At 49.0% G+C, this 16,415-nt stretch carries 16 protein-coding genes; 7 read left to right on the forward strand and 9 right to left on the reverse strand.

The window, feature by feature from the left end; genetic code table 11:
* Positions 1-84: 84 nt before the first annotated feature.
* The 4 genes from BZG13_RS04945 to nagB form a co-directional block, all read right to left on the reverse strand.
* Positions 85-1,665: a cation:proton antiporter family protein gene (locus BZG13_RS04945; RefSeq protein WP_077485545.1), complete on the reverse strand. Its 1,581-nt coding sequence runs from the start codon at positions 1,663-1,665 to the stop codon at positions 85-87.
* Between the two features lie 395 nt (positions 1,666-2,060).
* Complete coding sequence (gene nagC, locus BZG13_RS04950; protein ID WP_077485547.1) at positions 2,061-3,275, reverse strand: DNA-binding transcriptional regulator NagC; 1,215 nt, start codon at positions 3,273-3,275, stop codon at positions 2,061-2,063.
* Between the two features lie 7 nt (positions 3,276-3,282).
* Positions 3,283-4,419, reverse strand: a complete 1,137-nt coding sequence (gene nagA, locus BZG13_RS04955) for an N-acetylglucosamine-6-phosphate deacetylase (protein WP_077485549.1) — start codon at positions 4,417-4,419, stop codon at positions 3,283-3,285.
* A gap of 11 nt (positions 4,420-4,430) precedes the next feature.
* Positions 4,431-5,231: a glucosamine-6-phosphate deaminase gene (gene nagB, locus BZG13_RS04960; RefSeq protein WP_077485551.1), complete on the reverse strand. Its 801-nt coding sequence runs from the start codon at positions 5,229-5,231 to the stop codon at positions 4,431-4,433.
* A 316-nt stretch (positions 5,232-5,547) separates the two neighbouring features.
* Between nagB and nagE the strand changes: the two genes are divergently transcribed.
* Complete coding sequence (nagE, locus tag BZG13_RS04965; RefSeq protein WP_077485755.1) at positions 5,548-7,056, forward strand: N-acetylglucosamine-specific PTS transporter subunit IIBC; 1,509 nt, start codon at positions 5,548-5,550, stop codon at positions 7,054-7,056.
* Positions 7,057-7,269: 213 nt separating this feature from the next.
* Positions 7,270-8,937 (forward strand): glutamine--tRNA ligase, encoded by a 1,668-nt coding sequence (gene glnS / locus BZG13_RS04970; protein WP_077485553.1) that lies wholly within the window; start codon positions 7,270-7,272, stop codon positions 8,935-8,937.
* 52 nt (positions 8,938-8,989) lie between these two features.
* Here glnS and fcrX read toward each other — a convergent pair whose 3' ends face one another.
* Positions 8,990-9,436: a ferric iron uptake transcriptional regulator FcrX gene (fcrX, locus tag BZG13_RS04975; protein WP_069361401.1), complete on the reverse strand. Its 447-nt coding sequence runs from the start codon at positions 9,434-9,436 to the stop codon at positions 8,990-8,992.
* A 184-nt stretch (positions 9,437-9,620) separates the two neighbouring features.
* On the opposite strand from fcrX, the gene BZG13_RS04980 reads away from it, so the two are divergent.
* Entirely contained in the window at positions 9,621-10,121 is a 501-nt protein-coding gene (locus tag BZG13_RS04980) for a DUF4442 domain-containing protein (RefSeq protein WP_077485555.1), read from the forward strand.
* 70 nt (positions 10,122-10,191) lie between these two features.
* Here the strand turns inward: BZG13_RS04980 and fldA are convergent, their stop codons facing one another.
* The 3 genes from fldA to BZG13_RS04995 all read right to left on the reverse strand — a co-directional run bounded on the left by fldA (position 10,192) and on the right by BZG13_RS04995 (position 11,886).
* Positions 10,192-10,719, reverse strand: coding sequence for a flavodoxin FldA (fldA, locus tag BZG13_RS04985; protein ID WP_046073566.1), 528 nt, complete (start codon positions 10,717-10,719; stop codon positions 10,192-10,194).
* Positions 10,720-10,830: 111 nt separating this feature from the next.
* Positions 10,831-11,052: a DUF2788 domain-containing protein gene (locus BZG13_RS04990; protein ID WP_021022467.1), complete on the reverse strand. Its 222-nt coding sequence runs from the start codon at positions 11,050-11,052 to the stop codon at positions 10,831-10,833.
* Positions 11,053-11,112: 60 nt separating this feature from the next.
* On the reverse strand, positions 11,113-11,886 hold the full coding sequence (locus BZG13_RS04995) for an alpha/beta fold hydrolase (protein WP_077485557.1): 774 nt from the start codon (positions 11,884-11,886) through the stop codon (positions 11,113-11,115).
* A 99-nt stretch (positions 11,887-11,985) separates the two neighbouring features.
* Here BZG13_RS04995 and seqA point away from each other — a divergent pair, with 99 nt between their 5' ends.
* Both seqA and pgm read left to right on the forward strand, forming a co-directional pair.
* The gene (gene seqA / locus BZG13_RS05000) at positions 11,986-12,531 is read left to right on the forward strand and encodes a replication initiation negative regulator SeqA (RefSeq protein ID WP_077485559.1); all 546 of its coding nucleotides are present in this window, start codon (positions 11,986-11,988) and stop codon (positions 12,529-12,531) included.
* Between the two features lie 28 nt (positions 12,532-12,559).
* Positions 12,560-14,206: a phosphoglucomutase (alpha-D-glucose-1,6-bisphosphate-dependent) gene (gene pgm / locus BZG13_RS05005; RefSeq protein WP_077485561.1), complete on the forward strand. Its 1,647-nt coding sequence runs from the start codon at positions 12,560-12,562 to the stop codon at positions 14,204-14,206.
* A gap of 63 nt (positions 14,207-14,269) precedes the next feature.
* Here pgm and BZG13_RS05010 read toward each other — a convergent pair whose 3' ends face one another.
* A complete protein-coding gene (locus BZG13_RS05010; protein ID WP_077485563.1) occupies positions 14,270-15,076 on the reverse strand; it encodes a DUF1853 family protein in 807 nt (268 codons plus the stop codon).
* A gap of 146 nt (positions 15,077-15,222) precedes the next feature.
* On the opposite strand from BZG13_RS05010, the gene BZG13_RS05015 reads away from it, so the two are divergent.
* Together BZG13_RS05015 and BZG13_RS05020 are read left to right on the forward strand one after the other, a co-directional pair.
* Positions 15,223-15,420, forward strand: a complete 198-nt coding sequence (locus BZG13_RS05015; protein WP_069361406.1) for a DUF2517 family protein — start codon at positions 15,223-15,225, stop codon at positions 15,418-15,420.
* 141 nt (positions 15,421-15,561) lie between these two features.
* Positions 15,562-16,320: a Nif3-like dinuclear metal center hexameric protein gene (locus tag BZG13_RS05020; RefSeq protein ID WP_077485565.1), complete on the forward strand. Its 759-nt coding sequence runs from the start codon at positions 15,562-15,564 to the stop codon at positions 16,318-16,320.
* Positions 16,321-16,415: the final 95 nt, after the last annotated feature.

The following is a 16,415-nucleotide window of genomic DNA, read 5'->3' on the forward strand; positions in this document are numbered from 1 at the left end:
GAATTAAATTTAAAAATGGTGCAGTTTTTATACAAAAACGCACAAGCAACGAGGCTTGTGCGTGAGTCGTGTCGCCATGGGGCGCTAGCTATCCGGGTGAGAGAAGCGGTCTCTTACGTGGCGCGCGAAGCCGCTACCCGCCTCTTGGTAGATATTAAAGGCTTCATCCACGCCAAGTGCTTTAAGTTGATCAAGCTCGTCTTGGTACTTAGCAATGGCGGCAACCTTGCCATTAAATCCCGTTTGCCGAATTTGCTCGAGCGCCAGTGTATTGGCATGGCTATGAGGCATGGCGAGTAGAATGAGCGAGATATTGCCATCAGACACCGCCCGCGACCAAAAGTCGGGGTCGGTTGCATCGCCTAAAATGACACGTCGTCCTTCTTGCTGATGACGCGTCACCGAGTCTTCTCGTGTGTCAATCCCCACAATCGGTTGGTGGTGTGTGGTGGCAAGTTCGTCGTAGGCACCTGAGCCAATGCGTCCCATCCCGAGTACCAATATGTTGGCATCACCGAGATTGATTTGTTGATCACTGGGGTGAAGCTTGTCGGGGGCACGTTCAGGCAGCCAACGTGACGCCCACCCATACAGCTGGTTACTAAAGGTATTGAGGGGAGCGGAAAAGGCAAAACTGAGTGATACCGCAATGGCGATGGAAACCAGGATCGGGCCGGGCATCAGTCCTGTTTTATACGCCAAGCCACCCACTATAAGTCCAAACTCGCTGAAGTTGAATAAGGTGAGCGTGGTGAATAAGGCCGTACGAACTCGATATCGAAAGCCGCTGACGATCCAGTAGTAGAGTACGCCCTTGATGGGCAGTAATAACATCAAGATCAGTGCAAAACTAAAGCTCTGCCAGGTAGGCTGCTCGGATAAGCCAATGTTGAGGAAAAAGCAAACCAGAAACAGCTCTTTCATATTAAACAGTGACTTGGCCATTTCGGATGCACGTGGGTGACTGGCAAGCAGCATACCGAGAATAAGCGCGCCTAAGTCAGGTTTAATCCCTACCGCCTCAAACAGCCCCGCGCCAGCCACGAGGGCGAGGAACACGGCATAAAGAACCAAGATTTCACCGTGATCTGCCTTGTCCAAAAGCTTACCCAATAGCGGTTTTAGCAGAGGTAAACCAAAGAGGAGGAGGGCGGACAGTTCGGGGGTTTTGCCCGATGTCGCGGTGAGGAAAATCACGGCAAAGATATCTTGCATGATCAGCATACCGATGGCCAAGGTGCCATAGGTGGCATTCAGCTCCCCTTTTTCTTGCAGCGCTTTGATGGCAAAGACGGTGCTAGAAAATGAAAGCGCGAAGCCAAGCAGCAGCATCTCAGATAGACTCATGCCTGACAGCATAGGAATGCTCAGTGCTTTAAGGCCCATTAGCGCGAGAGTAAAAAAGGCGGTTGTCAGGACATTATGGGCCGTGGCTCCAAACCAGATTTCTTTGGCAAGCAAGGTTTTGACATCAAGCTTTAAGCCGATAGTAAACAGCAGCAAGGTGACACCCAGATCGGCCAACTGCGTGATCATCGGTGTCGACTGGTAGCCCATGGCATGCAGGACAAAGCCCGCGATAAGAAAGCCAACCAATGGCGGGAGATGACAGCGCATTAATGCATAGCCACTGATAAATGCGGCGGAAATAAAAACCAGTTCCATATCTTGTACTTATTCTAAAGTTGAGTGAGACAAGGCGTTGTCGCTAACGTGGCTATAATGTACACGTTTTGTGGTCAGTATGTGAATGTAAAATCAGGAAGCGTGAGAACCGACAGCATAGTGACAGTGGCGGTGAAGCGCCGATCGACGAAAGCTTCCAGCCTTTTGCTGCATGGGTGACATAAACAGATTGACTTAAAAAAGGTGACTCAAGACAGGGTGTTGACTGAGTGACTAGAGGCGTGGATGCAATAGGCGGGACGGAATAAAGAGGGGAGTGCTCGACTCCCAGTGAGTATGCCGGCGTATCAGCGAGGCTTTATGCATACGCTCATCGCAGGTAGATAAAGCCTGACTGGTGTCAGCCAGGCAATTTCGGCTTTCTGACTAACGTCTTACTCTTCTAGCAGCTCTTGTAGGAGCTCACCATTAAGCATCGCCCGCTTGACTAAGGAAAACGCAGCCATTGTAGGCTGAGCCTCCAGATTTGCGCTAACAATCGCCAGCTTTTCGTGGAAACTCGGCAATGATTGATTCTCGACACAGCGCTCAATGGCAGGGAAGACCACACTTTTTGCTGCAGTAATCTTGCCCGCAATGACCACCAGCTGTGGGTTAAATAGATTGACGGTCATCGCGATCGCTTTACCCAGATGATTACCGACTTTCACCAATACTTGGCGCGCCAACTCATCACCTTGCTCTGCGGCTTGGCAAATCGCTTCGATAGTCAGACTTTGATCATAACTGAGGCTACTGGGATGCCCTTGTGCAAGCAGCTGTTGCGCGTGTTCAATGATCGCTTCGTTCGACGCCACGGTTTCTAAGCAGCCAAAGTTGCCACACTGACACTTTTTACCCAGTGGATCGATCTGTACATGACCAAGTTCACCCACATTCCGGTTCTGGCCAAGAAAAATTTGCCCATTGACGATGATCCCCGCGCCAGTACCATGATGCACACTGACTAGCATAGAGTCGTAATAGTCTTGGCTCGCCCCAAAGTAGTGCTCCGCCAATGCTTGTCCGCGGATATCGTTGCCAACGAAAGCCTGCACACCAAATTCTTCGCGCAAGGTATCAGCAAGCGCAAGTTGTTTAATATTGATGTTGGGCATGTATTCGACCACCCCTGAATCAGGGTCAACCAGGCCAGGCATCACTACGGATATCGCAATCAGTTCTCGGAGTGCGTGTTGGTGCGTTTCCAAAAACTGACTAACGATATGAATCAAGCCTTGAACAAGCTCGTCTTGATCATGGTACTGGAAGGTTTCGCCGTGTTCAGCCAACGAGGCACCACTTAAGTCATACAAAGACAACTCAATAAAGTGACGACCCAGTCGTACCGCAAGGGTATGAAAGGGCGCACACTCGGTGGTGAGAGAAATGGCACGACGTCCGCCTGTCGACGCTTGTTGTGCCACTTCTTTAATCAGACCTCTTTCTAACAGTTGGCGGGTAATTTTGGTCACACTTGCCGGCGCCAATCGGCTTACATCGGCAATTTGTATGCGTGAAATAGGCCCTTGTTGATCAATTAATCGATAAACGGCAGCTCCGTTAAGTTGCTTTACAAGATCGACATTCCCGATTTTTCCGCCAGTCATAGGTGTCCTAGCTTTGTAGATATTGTCCGTTTACGATCGTCGCTTGAACGTTGATTGCTCGGTCGAAAATGGCAAGATTCGCAACTTTCCCCGGACGAATGCTGCCATAGTGTTGTTCGATACCGATTGCGCGAGCGGGATAGAGCGTAGCCATCCGCAAAGCTTCATCCAAGGCGATCCCTACATGCTCAACACTGTTATAAATCGCTTGATCCATCGTCAGAGCCGAGCCGCCAAGCGTGCCATTTTCATCAACACACTTACCGTCACGGTAATATACTTTCTTACCTACAAAAATAAAGTGATCCATGTCTGCTCCTGCTGGTGCAACCGCATCCGTAACCAACACTAATTTCTCACCTTTTACTTTATGTGCGAGACGAATGTTAGGGTATGAAACGTGAAAGCCGTCAGCAATCACGCCAGTGTAAACATCCGGTGTATCGTAGATAGCACCGACGACGCCTGGCTCACGGCCTGATATAGAGGTCATCGCGTTAAACAGGTGCGTGGCAAAGGAAATGCCATGGGTAAAGCCTTGCTTAGCTTGTGCGTAAGTGGCATTGGTATGGCCAGCAGAAACCACGATACCAGCTTGCTTAAGGGCTTGAATATGTGACGCAGGTGCCAATTCAGGCGCGAGGGTGACTTTAGCAATCACATCCGCATTGTCGCACAAGTAGTTGATCATCTGATTCTTGCTTGGGCGAATATAGTCAGCACTGTGTATCCCCTTTTTTTCGATATTCAAATAAGGGCCTTCAAGGTGTAACCCCAGCGCCTGATGGGGGTGCTGTTGTTGGTACGTCCGCATGGCGCTGATGGCGGCTTGCATATCGGCATCAGAGCTAGTGATCAGGGTGGGGAGAAAATTGGTGCAACCTGACTTAAGGTTAGCCTGATGCATGGTCGCGATGGTGTCAGGCGTAATGGCATCATTAAACATCACCCCGCCACAGCCATTAAGCTGAAGGTCAATGAAGCCTGGGCTGACTAATGCACCGTTGAGCCCACGCGTGGCAATATTATTGGGTAGGGCGTCTTGTCGACAGACGGCGTCAATCAGGCCTTCTCGAATCACGATGGCATGATCATCCAACACCTCGTGGCCAGTAAAAATCCGGCAGTGAGTTAACGCATACATGCTTCAATTCCTTATAAATGGTGTATATTTTGGGCTTCAAGCTCTTGAAAATACTTCACAGTTTTTACTTTTAGTTCTGCTGTTGAAGGCGCATCACACACAATCATCGCTTTTGGGTGCAGTTGTAGCGCTGATACTGTCCATAAGTGGTTCACTGAGCCTTCCACCGCGGCCTCAAGTGCCTGGGCTTTATTGTGTCCTGTCACCAAGATCATGACTTCTTCTGCATCTAATAAGGTGCCGACACCAATAGTGAGCGCATGCTTAGGTACTTGATTGATATCATTATCAAAAAAGCGAGAGTTTGCCACACGGGTATCCTCGGTCAAGGTTTTGATCCGTGTTCTTGAGGCTAATGATGACGCGGGTTCATTAAACGCAATATGACCATCGTTACCCACACCACCCATAAAGAGATGGATTTTGCCGTATGCCTTGATTTTTTCTTCATAGCGTTGGCACTCGGCATCGACATCGGTCGCATTGCCATCAAGCAAGTTGATGTTTTTTTCTTGAATATCAATATGGTTAAAAAAGTTTTGGTACATAAAGGTACGATAGGCTTGTGGGTGATCAGCAGGGATCCCACAGTATTCGTCCATATTAAAGGTCACCACGTGCTTGAAGCTGACTTCACCTTGCTGGTGGAGTTTTATGAGTTGCTTATAGGTGTTGAGTGGCGTCCCCCCCGTGGGTAAGCCCAGAACAAAGGGGTTATCGGCAGTCGGCGAAAACGTGTTGATGGTATCAACGATATAGCGAGCCGACCATAGGCCGACTTGTTGGCTGGTTTGTAAAGGAATGAGTCGCATGGGTCACCTCGTTCTATCAATGCGTAGTTCGTGGCCATAGCATAACGGATATGCTTATTTATTTTCATCATAAAATAAGTTTTATGATCAGGCTAACAATTTTCTCTGTATATGGGGTGGTTTGGTGATGATTCTCACAAATAACGCGGGTTTAATTTGCGAGGCGAATTTATTGACATAAACTGCAATTGACTAACATTGCTTTACAAAAGAAGTGATTTAACAAAAGTCCTTGGGCAAGCGTCCAAGTTAGATGTCTAACCGCGTAGCGAGCGCTAGCGTGGTGGACACAGAAAAATATAAAGGGGGAACGACGGTGAATATTCTTGGTTATGCACAACGTATAGGTCGTGCGCTGATGGTACCGGTTGCGGTATTGCCAGCAGCTGCGATCTTGATGGGGGTCGGCTACTGGCTTGACCCAACTGGATGGGGTGGAAACAACGCCTTAGCTGCTTTCTTGATTAAATCAGGGGCAGCGATTATCGACAATATGTCAGTGTTATTTGCCATTGGTGTGGCGTATGGCATGTCAAAAGATAAAGACGGCGCCGCCGCTCTGGCAGGGTTTGTTGGCTTTATGGTTATCACTACACTGTGTGCGCCTGGTGCGGTGAGTCAAATTGGCTTGGTCGATATTTCAGTCGGCAACAATGAGCTTGCTTTTAGCAAAATCAACAACCAGTTTATCGGTATCTTGATCGGCGTGGTGTCCGCTGAGTTGTATAACCGCTACAGCGGGGTTGAATTGCCAAAAGCCTTGGCTTTCTTCAGCGGCAAGCGTTTGGTGCCGATCTTGGTCTCATTGGTGGCGATCATCATCTCATTTGTATTGATGTTTGTCTGGCCTGTTCTTTTTGGTGGCTTGGTTCAGTTTGGCGAAAGCATCACCAATCTGGGTGCGGCGGGTGCCGGTGTGTATGGCTTCTTTAACCGCCTACTTATCCCTGTTGGTCTGCACCACGCGCTTAACGCCGTGTTCTGGTTCGATACCGTCGGTATTAACGACTTGGGCCGCTTCTGGATGGGAGCACAAGGCCTTGAAACAGGCGAAGCGATTAAAGGGACCACAGGCATGTACATGGCAGGCTTCTTCCCCGTCATGATGTTTGGTCTTCCAGGTGCTGCACTTGCAATTTATCATACTGCGCGTCCTGAGAATAAAGCGCGTGTTGCGTCTATCATGATTGCCGCTGGCTTTGCGTCTTTCTTTACTGGGGTGACTGAGCCGCTCGAATTCTCATTCTTGTTTGTCGCACCTTTGTTGTTTGTGTTGCATGCGCTGTTAACGGGTATTTCACTGTTCATCGCCGCCACTTTCGACTGGACGGCAGGCTTCGGCTTCTCGGCAGGGTTAGTTGACTTGGTGTTGTCATCGAAAAACCCGGTGGCTAACCAGTGGTACATGCTACCTATTTTGGGCCTTGTGTTCTTTGCGCTCTACTATGTGTCATTCCGTGCCGCGATTTCAGCCTTGAACCTGAAAACGCCAGGCCGAGAAGATGATGCAGTAGAAAGTGCACCGGCGAGCGCCAATACGGGTGAAGCGAGCGATAATCGCGAACTGGCACGTAAGTACCTTAAAGCCCTTGGTGGTCATCAAAACCTCACATCAATTGATGCTTGTATTACCCGTCTGCGTCTGTCGGTTGCCGACCGCGAGATGGTTGATGAAGCGAAATTGAAAGCGATTGGGGCGATGGGGGTCGTCAAGCTTGGCGAGAATAACTTGCAGGTCATTCTTGGCCCCCTAGCAGAAATCATTGCCGGTGAACTGAAACAAATCCCAGAAGATGAAGATTTGTCAAAAGTCGCGCTGCCTTAAATGGGGTACAGCACCACAATAATCTGAACAACGCGCCCAGCTAACAGCTGGGCGCTTTTTTAGGTGCGCTGTCACCCTTTTCGAGCAAAAAAGTAACAAATAGGCCTGCACCGCGATGACAATGACAACAACGGGTTGAGTCACAGCGCGGAATAGGAGATCATAGTGCCTATGTAGCTTTAAAATTCGCATTTTTGATACGAGGTAACCTTGATGAGTGATGCTGAAGCTCGTCCCACCAACTTTATTCGCCAAATCATTGATAAAGACTTGGCGGAAGGGAAACACACAGCGGTCGTGACACGTTTCCCGCCTGAGCCGAATGGCTATTTGCACATCGGCCATGCCAAATCAATTTGTTTGAACTTCGGGATCGCACAAGACTATCAGGGTGAATGTAACCTGCGTTTTGATGATACCAATCCAGAAAAAGAAAACGTGGAATACGTTGAATCTATCAAGCGTGACGTCCAATGGTTGGGCTTTGACTGGGCAGGAGAGGTGCGTTACTCCTCAAACTACTTTGATAAGCTTTATGGCTACGCGGTTGAGCTGATTGAAAAAGGGTTGGCATACGTTGAAGAGCTGACGCCTGACGAGATCAGAGAGTATCGTGGCACATTGACCGAGCCGGGCAAGCACAGCCCTTATCGTGAACGCTCGGTTGAAGAGAATTTGGCACTGTTTGAAAAAATGCGAGCGGGTGAGTTTGCCGAAGGTAAGGCCTGTTTGCGTGCTAAAATCGATATGGCGTCCCCCTTTATGGTGATGCGGGATCCGGTTTTATACCGTGTTCGTTTTGCGCATCATCATCAGACTGGCGACAAGTGGTGCATTTATCCAATGTACGACTTTACTCATTGCATTTCAGATGCACTGGAAGGGATCACGCATTCTTTATGTACTCTCGAATTTCAAGATAACCGACGCCTATACGATTGGGTATTGGAAAACATCACTATCGACTGTACGCCGCACCAATATGAGTTCAGCCGCTTGAATCTCGAGTATACCGTGATGTCTAAACGTAAGCTGAACCAACTGGTGGAGGAGCAGTTAGTAAACGGTTGGGATGACCCGCGTATGCTGACTATTTCAGGCTTGCGTCGTCGGGGTTACACGCCTGCCTCCATTCGTGAGTTTTGTCAGCGTATTGGTGTGACTAAGCAAGATAACACCATTGAAATGAGTGCGCTTGAATCTTGCGTGCGTGATGACTTAAACGAAAATGCACCACGCGCCATGGCGGTGCTCGATCCCATTAAACTGGTGATTGAAAACAAAGCCGATGACGTGGAGTGGCTTGATGCACCCAACCATCCCAATCAGCCAGAGATGGGGACGCGCCAGGTGCCATTTTCGCGCGAGATCTGGATTGAGCGAGAAGACTTCCGTGAATCAGCCAACAAGAAGTACAAGCGACTGGTACTGGAGAAGGAAGTACGTTTGCGCAATGCCTACGTGGTAAAAGCGGAGCGTTGTGAAAAAGACGATGAGGGCAATATTACCACTGTATATTGCAGCTATGATCCAGACACCCTCGGTAAAGATCCTGCCGATGGGCGAAAAGTGAAAGGCGTGATCCATTGGGTTTCTGCGGCTGAGGCGTTACCCGCTGAATTCCGATTGTATGACCGCTTATTTACGGTGCCAAATCCGGCCAGCGCGGACAACTTCGCGGAAACCATTAATCCTGAGTCGTTACAGGTACAGCATGGCTTTGTCGAGCCAAGCATGCAAAATGCGCCTGTCGAAAAGGGCTACCAGTTTGAGCGTACAGGCTATTTTTGTGTAGATAATAAAGATAGCCGTGAGGATGCGCTTGTCTTCAACCGGACGGTGAGCTTACGTGATACCTGGGCGAAGATAGAAGGTAAATAATAAAAAGCCGGCGTGATTATCACGCCGGCTTTTTAAGACACATATGACTGATTTAGTCAGCGTTGTGAATGGATGGATCGGCTTTGCAGTCACCTTCCTGACAGTGGCCATACAAATACAAACTATGATTTGTTAGTTGCACATTAAAGCGCGCGGCGATTTCTTTCTGACGCTCTTCAATCAAATCATCAGAAAATTCAATCACTTTACCGCAGTCAAGGCAGACCAGATGATCATGATGATGCTGGGTCGCCAGTTCAAATACGGACTTGCCGCCTTCAAAGTGGTGACGCGTGACAATGCCTGCATCATCAAATTGGTTCAGTACGCGGTACACGGTCGCTAGGCCAATTTCTTCACCTAGATCGATTAATTTCTTATACAGGTCTTCGGCACTGATGTGCTGGCAATCTGGCTGTTGCAGCACTTCTAGGATCTTGAGCCGTGGAAGGGTGACCTTGAGCCCAGCTTGCTTCAACGCCTGGTTATTGTCTGACATGTGTATCTACCTGTTTTCTGCCTGAGTTAAGACAGTTGGATTAGCAAGGAAAATATCTTACAAGCCTATCAAAATTGCACTGCTCTCGCTACTCTCGACATGCGTTCTCAGGGGGAAAATTGATCATTTGTGGTTGCATCAATGTTTACTAGATGTAAATATTATCTGGTTAGACCAGATAAGGATGTCAACTTACATGTATCGCTTCTACAAACCACGTATTGTTAAGTGGGCACTTAACAGCTGGCCACCTTTTTGGGGCGCAGGGATCCACATTGATGCCATTAGCCAGGATTTTAAACGTGTCAATATGCGTTTGAAACTCCGCTGGTGGAATAAAAATGCTAACCGTACCCAGTATGGCGGTAGCATCTTCTCCTTGACTGATCCTGTCTATGCGCTGATGTTAATGGGCATTCTCGGTCCTCAGTACCATGTGTGGGACAAGCAAGCTGATATCAATTTTATTAAGCCGGGAACCACGGACTTGTACGCAGATTTTGTGATCAGCGATGCGGTGTTAACCGATATCCAACAACAAGCAGGACGGGGCGATAAGGTGTTGCCAGAGTTCGTGGTACATGTGAAAGATGCAAATGGTGACGTGGTCGCGGAAGTAAAGCGCACCCTATACGTGAGGAAGAAACGTCAGTATCTAGATGCAGCCAGCAAACAAGCTGCGTGACCGACCCGTTTGCGTTGAATTAGACAAAAAACGCCAAGGTTGAGCATCCTTGGCGTTTGATAAGCAAAACTTAGTCTTCAAGCTCTGCTAAACACATTTCTTCATAAACTTGTTTTACCCACTTGCTTACACGCTCGTCGGTCAGTTCAGGTTGGCGATCTTCATCCACACACAAGCCGACAAAGTGGTTGTCATCAACCAACGCTTGCGACGCTTCAAACTCATACCCTTCAGTTGGCCAGTGACCAATGATGGTAGCGCCTTTCGCTTCAATGATGTCGCGGACGGTGCCCATGGCATCACAGAAGTATTCTGCGTAATCTTCTTGGTCGCCACAGCCGAAAATAGCCACGAGTTTTGTTGAGAAGTCAATTTGCTCTAACTCTGGGAAAAAGTCATCCCAGTCGCACTGTGCTTCACCGTAATACCATGTTGGAATACCGATCAGCAGCAAATCGAAGTTATCAATATCTTCTTTGCTGCTTTTTGCGATATCCTGCACGTGAACCATTTGTTTGCCTAACTGCTTTTGAATGGTTTTTGCAATTGCTTCCGTGTTTCCCGTGTCACTACCAAAGAAGAGACCTACACTCGCCATATAAAAAACACCCGTTTTGTCAGTGGGTTGCTGTTTGCAACTAACTCGAATTAAAGAAAAAGCGTCGCTTTTTCAAACCTATATGATTAACCAGTGACTTCAGTGCTAGGGTTAGCCGATGCCGACCCCCTCCCAAACCAACTGAATCACACCTTTTACGATAAAGCCGACACAGCCTAGTGTGAGCACAAACCAGACGATCCGTCGGCCGAATACTGGCACATTGCCCTCACGTAACACGTCTTTAATTGCCATGCCGATAAAAAAGAAAATCGCGGCGAAGACGAGATCTAGACCTATTTTCTCGAGCAATTGAAAGTGCTCGTAAAGCATGCGTGCCTCCAATGAGCACCGACTTATGCGGCGCAATATATCACAAGGGTCACTTAACTGTTAACGCTCGCTCGGCATTAAAAAACGTTCGATGACGTTGGCAACCACCGCTGGCTTTTCAGCATGTAGCCAGTGACCCGTGCCTGCCACCATATGTGCTTTTGAATGCGGAAACTGAGCGATAATGGCCTCGCGGTGGTCTGGCAGAATGTATTCAGAGTTCTGCCCTTTGACAAACAGAGTGGGGCCTGCATATTGGCCAAAATCTGTCCACCCCATGATGTCACGATAGCCGTGATAAAGATTATCAATATTGAAGCGCCAGGCGTAGTGACCGTGATCGGTTTTATAGAGTGATTTCAATAAAAATTGGCTCACGCCTGGATTTTCAATCGTTTCATTCATCATGGTTTGCGCTTTTTGGCGGCTTTCCAGTGTCACCCTTTGCGTCTGATGCAATGCCTTGAACACGTTGTCATGGCGGTTAACTTGATAATCGACTGGGGCAATATCCATCACCACCAGTTGTTCGACGCGCTCTGGGAAGCGCTGAGCGACGGCCATCGCCACTTTGCCACCCATTGAATGGCCAACGATAATGGCTGACTCAAGCTGTTGTGCATCCATCCACGCGACCACGGCATCGGACTGGCTTCGATAATCTGTGTCCTGTGTATGATAGGAGCGACCATGGTTAGGTAGATCAATTTGATAGACACAAAAATGCTCGGATAGTGTCTTGGCGAGCCCGCCTAAATTGTCGAGATCACCAAATAAACCGTGGATCAATACAAGCGGTGAGCCCTCACCGCGAGACTTTCCGTTTAATAACACGTTGCTTTTCTCTCAGATTACTGGCTTTAACGTAGAGTATACCTATCTATCTCTGTATAATCGCCCCGTTAAACGATAAACAGGACGCGATGAAAAACAATGAAGACGATAGAGGTTGACGACGATCTATACCGGTATATTGCCAGCCAAACTCAGCATATTGGCGAAAGCGCATCAGACATCCTGCGTCGCTTACTGCTGTCGGACTCGGCACCGCAGCCCACTCAGGCTGCGCCGACGACGTCCTCTCGTTCTAGCGGTATTGTTGTCAGTAAAGATGCTGGGCGCAGTGCGTCCGTCGATCGTGTCAAAGCGATGCGAACGTTATTGATTTCAGATGAGTTTGCGGCCCAAGAACGAGCGATTGGTCGTTTCATGCTGATCCTCACCACCTTATACCGTGTTGACCAACAAGGATTCGCAGATGGTATGGCGCTAAAAGGGCGTACCCGTCTGTATTTTGCCGATAATCCACAAACTTTATTAGAAAGCGGCAAAACCACCAAACCCAAGCAGATTCCAGAAACACCTTTTTGGGTCATCACCAACACGAATACTGGCCGTAAGCGTCAGATGGTGGAGCAGCTTATGGAAAAAATGCAGTTCCCGAGTGATTTGACTGAGAAGGTTGTGAACGCGATTTAATCTATGCCACTCATGGGAGAAGAGAATTATGGCAGTGCATCCTCAAGCCGGACAGCGCGCGAACCCGCAAGATTTGTGTGATATTCCGGCGCTTGTGACGCGTTTTTTCCAGACTCAACCACGTCCAGGTCATCCGTCGCAACGTGTTGCGTTTGGGACGTCAGGCCACCGTGGAAGCGCGTTGAACACCACATTTAATCGCGACCATATTCTCGCGATTGCACAAGCAATTTGTGATGAGCGCAGCGCGCGCGGTATTTCTGGCCCTGTCTTTGTAGGAAAAGACACTCATGCGCTTTCTGAGCCCGCCTTCGGTGCCGTGGTTGAAGTATTAACGGCCAATCAGGTACAGGTTATTGCGCAAGCCGAGCAGGGCTATACGCCAACGCCGGGCATTTCTCAACAAATTCTGGCTTATAACCGTGATCATGCTGAGCAAGCGGATGGGATTGTGATCACCCCTTCACACAATCCGCCGCAAGATGGTGGCATCAAGTATAATCCACCTCATGGTGGCCCAGCAGAAGGCGCTATCACAAAATCGATTGAAGCACGCGCCAACGACTATATTGATGCCGGCTTAGAAGGCGTTCAACGATTGGCTATCGACGAAGCACGGGCAAGCGCTTACTACCAGGAGCAAGACCTAGTGACGCCTTATGTCGCAGGGCTGGAGCATGTCGTTGATATCAAGGCCATTCAGGCGGCAGGATTAAAACTTGCCGTCGACCCTTTGGGGGGAGCCGGGATCCGCTATTGGCAGCAAATTGCCGCGCATTATCAACTCGATATTACCCTGATTAATGATCATGTCGACCCAACCTTTGGCTTTATGCCTCGCGATGGTGATGGCGTGATTCGTATGGATTGCTCTTCAGCATACGCCATGGCTGGACTCCTAACGTACAAGGACGATTATGATTTGGCATTTGGTAATGATCCAGATTTCGATCGCCATGGCATTGTGACTCCGGCTGGCTTGATGAATCCTAACCACTATTTAGCGGTGTGCATCGATTATTTATTTCGTCACCGTCCGCAGTGGTCAGCCGATTTAGGCGTGGGTAAGACCCTGGTGTCCAGTGCGATCATTGATAAGGTGGTTGGCGATCTCGCCCGTCCGCTGGTTGAAGTGCCCGTCGGCTTTAAATGGTTTGTGCCTGGCTTGAGTGAAGGAACGCTTGGCTTTGGCGGAGAAGAAAGTGCTGGCGCCTCATTCTTAACCTTTGATGGGCAGCCATGGTCAACGGATAAAGATGGTATCATTCTTTGCTTACTGGCGGCAGAAATTCTGGCGGTAACAGGACTTACACCGCAGGCGTATTATCAGAAACTCGCCGGCAAGCATGGCGATCCAGCCTATAACCGATTACAAGCGGTTGCCAATGCAGCGCAAAAGCAGGTGCTCAGTCAGCTCAATCCCGATATGGTGACGGCAGAGACCTTAGCCGGTGATCCCATTACCGCCAAACTGACGCATGCGCCGGGCAATGGCGCTGCTATTGGCGGTTTGAAAGTGGTCACAGAATTTGGCTGGTTCGCAGCGCGCCCCTCCGGGACAGAAGATATTTACAAAATCTACTGTGAAAGCTTTAAAGGCAATGATCACTTACGTCTCATCGAGCAAGAAGCGCAACAAATTGTTGATCGTGTGTTCAATGAGCAAGGTGTTTAGCGAACCGCTTCTGTGTTTCGCGGCGATCAAAACGACGCGCACTGGCAAAGTGCGCGTTTTTTATTAGCGAGAGGGCAGTGGCGGCATATTGGCGGGCCAGTCATTTGGCACCACGAACCAAGGGGTGAGTGAGTCGTCTAATAAGTGACAGGTTCGAGTGAGCCCCTTAAGTGAAGCTCGCTCTAGCTTGGGTAGCTCCGCAAAGGCGGGCAGTGATAGCCATTGATCGCGCGCCAATACGGCAAATTCCCTGTCTGTTGGTAATGCATCTGGCCAACACCACCACCCACCAATGCTGTCATGATTGATAGGTGGCCAGTCTGGTAGGGGCTGCTCGCCATGATGATAATGGCGATACAACCTTCCTTGCACCATCAGACGCTTTTTACTCGGCTGCCAGTATGGGTATTGCTGGCAAAAGCTTGGGTGACTCGAAAGCGCCAATTGATGGTCAAGCATTCGCGCCACTTTGATATCGAGCGCATCCTTGGCATTGGGGCCTAACCAACGGTTTTCATACGCGAGGTAGAATTTTACCGCTACCTCCCAGTGCTCTAATTGACCCTGATAGTTGACTAAAAAGTCGATGGCACCTTGCGTCTTGCCGCCTTCATTAATCTGGATTTCCTCAGCTTCTAGTACCAAATGAGGGTGACAATCAATGAGCTGACTGAGCAACCATTGATAATAAAAGCCGATACGCTTTGGTCCCGTATAGGGCGTGGGAGATGGCAGTAATGGGGGTTGCCAAAGGTGATGAGGCACAACTGGGAAGCGCTTATCGTTGAGCAGTGAGAGCTGATTTTGTACCCAGCTAAAATCGGGGTTAATTTGGGCTTGGTTACTAAATAAGGGATAGGTGTCACTCATGATGTAAGTTTATTACCTTGTTAAGAGACTGTTAAAGCTAAAACGGTGGTTTCTGGGTAAAAAATCACCATTTATGTAGTAAAAAAACAAAACGGGTGGTACACTATGCGCATGCTTGCAAACTGGTCAGATGAGTGAGGTTGATTATGTATACACCGTTCGATAAAACCCGTGTTGTGTTACGCCGCTGTGCGGTCGTGATCGCGGGCATCACTTGCCTGCCAACACTGATTGCGCCGCCAATGGCATCGCGTATATATAGCCATTTACACCAAGTCTGGCTTAAAGACAGTACCAAGCCTGTTTGGTTGGCTGAATCGGAAAAAGCCGGCGGGTTTTTCTAGTCCGTCATTGATGAGTGGCCATATACCCGCGGAACAAATTCGTGATATTCAGTCAGCGGTGAGACACGGTCTCACCGCTTTTTTTATGTTTGCTTGTCAGGTTACACTGTTGCCATTGTCTCGCAAGTGAATGTGAATGCTATGAATAATTTTGAACTGGAAGCATTGCTCAACGCCGAACTAAAACCGGATAGCATTAAAGACTACAGCCCGAATGGTCTACAAGTGCAAGGGCGTGATGAGATAAAAACAATCGTCACCGGGGTGACGGCCTGCCAAGATTTGATTGACGCAGCGATTGAGCAGAACGCGGATGCCATCTTGGTGCACCATGGTTACTTCTGGCGCGGCGAACCACAGCAAATTCGCGGCATGAAGTACCAACGGATCAAGAAGTTGATTGAATACGGTATCAATCTTTACGGTTATCACTTGCCGTTGGATATTCACCCGACGCTGGGTAACAACGCGCAACTTGCCAAGCGTTTAGGCATTGAGCTGCTTGGGGGACTGGAGCCTGACAATCCTGTCTCGATTCCTGTTTATGGAAAGCTTTCAACCCCCATGACGTTGGCACAGTTTGAGCAACAAGTGGCCACGGTGCTTAACCGGGCGCCCCTTGTGATTGACGGTGGCCAACAAACGCGGATTGAAACCGTCGGTCTGTGTACCGGTGGCGCGCAAGATTTTATCGACTTGGCCGCTTCACAAGGGATGGATGCGTATCTGTCGGGTGAGATTTCTGAGCGCACGACCTTTTCGGCGCGCGAGCAGGGTGTGCATTATATCGCGGCAGGGCATCATGCGACAGAGCGTTATGGCGTGAAAGCGCTAGGGGAGTGGCTTGCTCAGCAGCATGGTTTGAATGTGCACTTTATTGATATCGACAATCCAGCATGACGCCTAGGCATTGAGGCTAAGTGCGATGAAAGGTAGACGCAGCCATGTGATAAACTGCCGATGATAAACAAAAAGCCGCCTGTTGGCGGCTTTGT

It is taken from the genome of Salinivibrio sp. ML323 (genome assembly GCF_001995745.1).
GTDB classification, from domain to species: Bacteria; Pseudomonadota; Gammaproteobacteria; order Enterobacterales; family Vibrionaceae; genus Salinivibrio; species Salinivibrio kushneri.

Bases quoted from the DNA above. Each gene is read 5' to 3' on its own strand.
- BZG13_RS05010 (WP_077485563.1), bottom strand. From the start codon at position 15,076: ATGAGTGACACCTATCCCTTATTTAGTAACCAAGCCCAAATTAACCCC.
- glnS (WP_077485553.1), top strand. From the start codon at position 7,270: ATGAGTGATGCTGAAGCTCGTCCCACCAACTTTATTCGCCAAATCATT.
- BZG13_RS04945 (WP_077485545.1), bottom strand. From the start codon at position 1,665: ATGGAACTGGTTTTTATTTCCGCCGCATTTATCAGTGGCTATGCATTA.
- BZG13_RS05020 (WP_077485565.1), top strand. From the start codon at position 15,562: ATGAATAATTTTGAACTGGAAGCATTGCTCAACGCCGAACTAAAACCG.
- BZG13_RS05015 (WP_069361406.1), top strand. From the start codon at position 15,223: ATGTATACACCGTTCGATAAAACCCGTGTTGTGTTACGCCGCTGTGCG.
- fcrX (WP_069361401.1), bottom strand. From the start codon at position 9,436: ATGTCAGACAATAACCAGGCGTTGAAGCAAGCTGGGCTCAAGGTCACC.
- fldA (WP_046073566.1), bottom strand. From the start codon at position 10,719: ATGGCGAGTGTAGGTCTCTTCTTTGGTAGTGACACGGGAAACACGGAA.
- BZG13_RS04980 (WP_077485555.1), top strand. From the start codon at position 9,621: ATGTCAACTTACATGTATCGCTTCTACAAACCACGTATTGTTAAGTGG.
- nagC (WP_077485547.1), bottom strand. From the start codon at position 3,275: ATGACTGGCGGAAAAATCGGGAATGTCGATCTTGTAAAGCAACTTAAC.
- BZG13_RS04990 (WP_021022467.1), bottom strand. From the start codon at position 11,052: ATGCTTTACGAGCACTTTCAATTGCTCGAGAAAATAGGTCTAGATCTC.
- nagA (WP_077485549.1), bottom strand. From the start codon at position 4,419: ATGTATGCGTTAACTCACTGCCGGATTTTTACTGGCCACGAGGTGTTG.
- seqA (WP_077485559.1), top strand. From the start codon at position 11,986: ATGAAGACGATAGAGGTTGACGACGATCTATACCGGTATATTGCCAGC.
- nagB (WP_077485551.1), bottom strand. From the start codon at position 5,231: ATGCGACTCATTCCTTTACAAACCAGCCAACAAGTCGGCCTATGGTCG.
- pgm (WP_077485561.1), top strand. From the start codon at position 12,560: ATGGCAGTGCATCCTCAAGCCGGACAGCGCGCGAACCCGCAAGATTTG.